Source organism: Aeromonas molluscorum 848, assembly GCF_000388115.1.
Classification (GTDB): Bacteria; Pseudomonadota; Gammaproteobacteria; order Enterobacterales; family Aeromonadaceae; genus Aeromonas; species Aeromonas molluscorum.
In genome coordinates, this window is record NZ_AQGQ01000230.1 from 1 (window position 1) to 5,111 (window position 5,111).

The 5,111-nt window shown below is 56.7% G+C and carries 8 protein-coding genes; 5 read left to right on the plus strand and 3 right to left on the minus strand.

The window, feature by feature from the left end:
• From G113_RS19055 to G113_RS19065, 3 genes are all read left to right on the plus strand, one after another.
• The coding region (locus G113_RS19055; protein ID WP_005909768.1) for a cation:dicarboxylate symporter family transporter at nucleotides 1-311 on the plus strand (311 nt) is incomplete at its 5' end.
• A 220-nt stretch (nucleotides 312-531) separates the two neighbouring features.
• Complete coding sequence (locus tag G113_RS21560; RefSeq protein ID WP_005909770.1) at nucleotides 532-726, plus strand: hypothetical protein; 195 nt, start codon at nucleotides 532-534, stop codon at nucleotides 724-726.
• A 199-nt stretch (nucleotides 727-925) separates the two neighbouring features.
• Entirely contained in the window at nucleotides 926-1,564 is a 639-nt protein-coding gene (locus G113_RS19065; RefSeq protein WP_005909772.1) for an exopolysaccharide biosynthesis protein, read from the plus strand.
• A 214-nt stretch (nucleotides 1,565-1,778) separates the two neighbouring features.
• On the opposite strand, the gene G113_RS19070 is transcribed toward G113_RS19065, so the two are convergent.
• Nucleotides 1,779-2,360 (minus strand): hypothetical protein, encoded by a 582-nt coding sequence (locus G113_RS19070; protein ID WP_005909774.1) that lies wholly within the window; start codon nucleotides 2,358-2,360, stop codon nucleotides 1,779-1,781.
• 199 nt (nucleotides 2,361-2,559) lie between these two features.
• Between G113_RS19070 and G113_RS19075 the strand changes: the two genes are divergently transcribed.
• Together G113_RS19075 and G113_RS19080 are read left to right on the plus strand one after the other, a co-directional pair.
• Nucleotides 2,560-3,195, plus strand: coding sequence for a Vat family streptogramin A O-acetyltransferase (locus G113_RS19075; RefSeq protein ID WP_005909776.1), 636 nt, complete (start codon nucleotides 2,560-2,562; stop codon nucleotides 3,193-3,195).
• A 22-nt stretch (nucleotides 3,196-3,217) separates the two neighbouring features.
• On the plus strand, nucleotides 3,218-3,763 hold the full coding sequence (locus tag G113_RS19080; RefSeq protein WP_005909778.1) for a GNAT family N-acetyltransferase: 546 nt from the start codon (nucleotides 3,218-3,220) through the stop codon (nucleotides 3,761-3,763).
• A gap of 92 nt (nucleotides 3,764-3,855) precedes the next feature.
• Here G113_RS19080 and G113_RS19085 read toward each other — a convergent pair whose 3' ends face one another.
• Together G113_RS19085 and G113_RS21235 are read right to left on the minus strand one after the other, a co-directional pair.
• Nucleotides 3,856-4,473: a LysE family transporter gene (locus tag G113_RS19085; protein WP_005909781.1), complete on the minus strand. Its 618-nt coding sequence runs from the start codon at nucleotides 4,471-4,473 to the stop codon at nucleotides 3,856-3,858.
• 238 nt (nucleotides 4,474-4,711) lie between these two features.
• Nucleotides 4,712-5,111, minus strand: a 400-nt coding sequence (locus tag G113_RS21235) for a 2OG-Fe dioxygenase family protein (RefSeq protein ID WP_161618930.1), incomplete at its 5' end; no start/stop codon positions are given.

The window sequence follows — 5,111 nt, forward strand, 5'->3', positions numbered from 1 at the left end:
GCATAGATCCCTTTGATCCCCTCTGGATCGCCACCCTGGTCGGCATAGTCACCCTCAGCTCCGCCGGGGTCGCCGGGGTCGGTGGCGGCGCCACCTTCGCCGCCCTGATAGTGCTGCCCGCCATGGGGCTGCCGGTCACCCTGGTGGCGCTGCTCATCTCGGTCGAGCCGCTGATCGACATGGGCCGCACCGCCCTCAATGTCAACGGCGCCATGACGGCCGGTACCATCACCAGCCAGCTGCTTGGCCAGACCGACCAGGCGCTGCTCCATGGCGAGCAGGCGGATGAACTGGCCCAAAGCCGGGCCTGATCCCCCTGGGTTCCATGCTTTCAGGGGGGCTATGCTCCCCTTTTTTTGGGCTGCCGCTTGCGCTCCTGAGCGCATTTTTCCGCCCGCCCCCGACATCCTCTTGCTTCCCCTTTCCCCGCCTTTGCGCGCTTCCTGCCAGCCTCACTACCCTGAACAGGGAGTTCAATCTCTGTTCATCGCCGATGCATAGACTCTGATGTGACCACAAGGAATCACCTCCATGAAGCCACTCAAAGACGGCCTGACCCTGTTGCTGTTCGGCGCCAGCGTCTCGCTGCACACCACCGAAATAGCCAACGGCAACATCACGGAGGCCGAGATCAAGGCGGCGCAAGATGGCTGGGGCTTCAAGAAAGGGGACGATGGCAAGGTGCGCATCATTTTGCACCACTCCCCCCTGCCCTACGGCCACTGAACATAGCAAGCGGCAGAAAGGGAACTTCACGCCATTTCGCGGCCTCAGGGCCGCGTTTTTTTTTGCCCTGCCCCAGGCTCGACCACGCTGGCCGCCGCGCCGATTATTCATCGGCGATTCACCCAGTCACCGTATGCTGTGGCGCGCCTGCCCCAGTGGCACAACCCCCTCTTTCCACGACGTTTTGCAAGGACACAACATGGTTGCCATCGATCTCAAGGATCCCGAGGCCCGCCTCTCCCAGACCCTGCGCACCACAGCCCAGGCCATGGGTGAGGGCCAGATCAGCCTGCGCGAACTGCTCGGCCTGGTGGGGGAGCAGGGCATGCTGCTGTTCTGCCTGCTGCTGACGGTGCCCTTCCTGCTGCCGGTCAGCATTCCCGGCATCAGCAGCGTGTTTGGCCTGCTGATCCTCTTTATCGGTATCGGCATCACCCTCAACCGGGTGCCCTGGCTGCCCGCCCGGCTGATGGCCCGCAGCTTCGCCACCGAGCAGCTCAAGTCAACCCTGCACAAGGGGGCCGACCTGCTGGCCCGGCTGGACAAGTTCGTGCGCCCCCGCCTGCTGATGCTCACCGCCAGCAGCACCATCAACCGGGCCAACGGCCTGATGATCATGCTGGCCGCCCTGCTGCTGATGATGCCGTTTGGCGCCATCCCGCTCACCAACACCCTGCCCGCCTGGGCCATACTGCTGCTGGCCATCGGCATGTTGCAGCGGGACGGTCTCTTCGTCGCCCTCGGCTACGCCCTGGTGGCCGCCACCCTGGTCTGGTTTGCCGTGCTGGCCGTGGGAGTGCTGATGGCCGGGCAGGGGCTCTCCGGCCTGCTTGGTTGAACAGCGCCGCGAACGCGGCGCCACGCTCCACCTTTCGCGGCCCTGCCCCTGGCAGTCTGGCCGCGATTTTTATGATGTTTCATCGGGAAAAGGAAGGGGAATGCCAGCAGAGAGGATGTGGGGTCATTGCAGGGAGGTAGCGCCAGTTGCCGAGTCGAGGCCATCGAGGAGCGGCGCACCCTCGATGGTCTCATTGACCCGATAGCGCGGGGGCTCAGCGGCTGGCGGTGCGGCTCTCGTTCCAGAGCAGCTCGCCGCTCTTGAGATCCATCAGGCTCATGGCGAGCCGATAGCGGCCCCCCTCGGAGAGCAGATCCCCGTAGAGCATGTAGCTGGCGCCGGTCTGGCGACCCAGACGCACCAGGGAGGCCGGGTTCATGCCCCCCTGCTGGTATTCAAGCTGGCTGGTAATGGCGGAAACCTGGCCCGGGTCTGCGAAGCGAAAGCCGCTGCTCCCCTGAATACGCTGGATCATGGCCACCGCCATGGGCTGGGTGCTGAAGGGCTCACCGGTGCCGTTCTGGGGCGCCATCAGCAGCAGCATAGGACTGCCATCCTGACTCAGCGCCTTCACCTCGGGGGCCTTCAAGAAGGCATCCGCCATGGCGACCGCCAGGCCGGTCGGGGCTGCGGGTTTGGGCAGGGGCGCCCCTGTGTCCGGTTTGGTCACAGGCTTCTCAGGCTGGCTCACCGGCTGAGCCGGCTCGGTGACAGGCGCCGGAGTGCCGCCATAGGGATTGACCGCACAACCGCCGAGCAGCAGGGCGCTCAGCATGAGCAGGGAACGCATCTTCATCATCGCTTCTCCGTCAAAAGTCCGTGTGACGGAGCCCAGGCCCCGCATCCCTCCCATGCTAGAGACAAACTCGCTCCGGGTCGATGCGCACATAGGCAGGGGACGACAAAGCCTGGCGAACCAGGGCGTACAAAAAGGTGGCCCTGGGCTGCAAGGTTCCGTTAGGGTATTCAAAACCCAGACTCGAGAGGAACATCCCATGCACGGTCCCGATCCCGCCAATCCCCACCCCATGAAAGGCTTCCCTCAGGTGTGCTTTATCAAGAACACCATCAAGGGGCCCAATATCGAGGTGGGTGACTACAGCTATTACGACGACCCGGAAGACTCGGCAGGCTTTGAGCGCAACGTCCTCTACCACTTCCCCTTCATCGGCGACAAGCTCATCATCGGCAAGTTCTGCGCCATCGCCCGCGGGGTCAAGTTCATCATGAACGGCGCCAACCATCAGAGCTCCGGCTTCTCCACCTACCCCTTCTTTATCTTCGGCAACGGCTGGGAGAGCGCCTCCCCCGCGCCGGGCACGCTTCCTTACAAGGGGGATACGGTGATTGGCAACGATGTCTGGATTGGCTACGAGGCGCTGATCATGCCGGGGGTCAAGGTCGGCAACGGCGCCATCATCGCCGCCCGCGCCGTGGCCACCACGGACGTGCCCGCCTACGCCATCGTCGGCGGCAACCCCGCCAAGGTGATCCGCTATCGCTTTGACGACGACACCATCACCCGCCTCAACAATCTCGCCTGGTGGGACTGGCCGGTGGAGCGGATCAGCCGGAACTTAAAGCTGATTGGTGGCGGGGAGATAGCCGAGCTGGAAGCCGCGGCCCGATAAACACCATCAAGCAGGAAGCCCTATGCAAATAGCCACACCCCTTGCCAACGCCAAGATCGTGATTCGCCCCTTCGAACCGGGCGATGCCGATGAGTTTGTCCGCGCGGCGCACGAATCCATCGAGACGGTCGGCACCTGGATGAGCTGGTGCACTCCCTCATTCAATCGGGACAAGGCGCTGGGGTGGTTTGCCACCTGCGATCAGGATCGCGCGGCGGGACGCGCCTTTGACATGGGCATTTTCTGCGCCACCACCGGCCAGCTACTGGGTGGCGCAAGTATCAACCAGCTGTCGCCCCATCATCGCTACGGCAATATCGGTTATTGGGTGCGCCAATCCCGCCAAGGACAAGGCATCGCCCGGCAGGAAGTCGCCCTGCTGCGTGACTTTGGTTTTCGGCAGTTAGGTCTATTTCGGCTGGAGATCGTGACGGGGGTTGGCAACAGAGCCAGCGAAGCCGTTGCTATCGCCGCCGGGGCCACCTTCGAGTGTCTAGCTAGAAATCGTATCTTCCTTCATGACCAGCCTCTTGATGCACATATCTATGCTCTTGTTCCCGCAGACTGAATTCTGCTATATCTAAAAGAAAAACCTTGATTTACCATAACTAGCTACCACATCACGTTCGAAGAGATGAATATATCATATCCACCATTAACTCAATGTCTGCCAGACATTAACAACATCACTGCCAGTATGATAAATACTGCACCAAACATTAAATTCAGACGCTTTAAATGCAATGGTTCAGATAGATGTCGCAATAAAACATGCGCCAAAGATGCATATGAGAACATTGCGATGCAGTCCACTAGAAGAATGAACAGACCCAGTTTAAAGTATTGATAACTACTATCTGAACTATCGACAAACTGCGGAAGAAATGCGACTAAAAACACGATGGATTTTGGATTGGTTATATTAACAACAAAGCCATTGGCCAAGCTCTTTAACTTTCCGCTTTGCATCTCCGCATTACGTAAAACACTATTCCCTGAGTTCTTTATTTTCATCAATCCCAAGTAGATAAGGTAGCTTCCACCTATATATTTTATACCATCGAACGCAATTTCTGATGACGCAATAAATGCTCCTAACCCGACACTGACAATGATGAGATGAACAAGCAGTGCCAGCTGTAAGCCAATAATATTATACCTGGCTTGAACTATTCCATCTTCTATCGATCTTGACATGGTTGCAATTGCCCCTGCTCCAGGAGAAAAACTAAAGGCAACACAGCTAAAAAAAAATACCAGCATAATACTAAATGTCATATTACTTCCTTTGAAGGGCTATCCATCGACTAACACTTCGACAAATAGCACCTCGCTTAACCCATGAAATAAAAATTTAGATGGTCAGCATATCTGCGGAGCCGAATCCAAAGCGTCGACTGACGGAACCCGGCCTCAATAAATTAGTAAAGGAGATATGAAGAATATCTCTCACGCCATGATCTTCGAGAGGTTCAAGACTGGTCACACCATGCATCATTGATGCATCATTGATGCATCATTGATGCATCATTGATGCATCATCTAACATAATAACATCCCCCGGATATTCCAATGTGACTTCTCTTTTTAAATTCAGATCATTGTCATATAAAGAACTTACACCACCACTGATCCCTTCTCGGTTTACCAACATCAGCGAAAAATAATTTGTACCATCACTATGTATACCTTCTGGTGTAGGCTTTCCTATCTGTGTTTTATCAGCAGTAATCCGATACTGATCTACTTCAATAAACCATTTCTGCTTTGTTCTTCCCCGTTGATTCTCACAGGCGATAAAAACTCGCAGTGATTCATTTAAAAGACGTAAAAAATAGGGGTTAAAAAATAATGAAGACTCAGTCTCTTGAAACTCCCGAAAAATATCTCCTGCAAAAGAGTTATAACTACTAGGG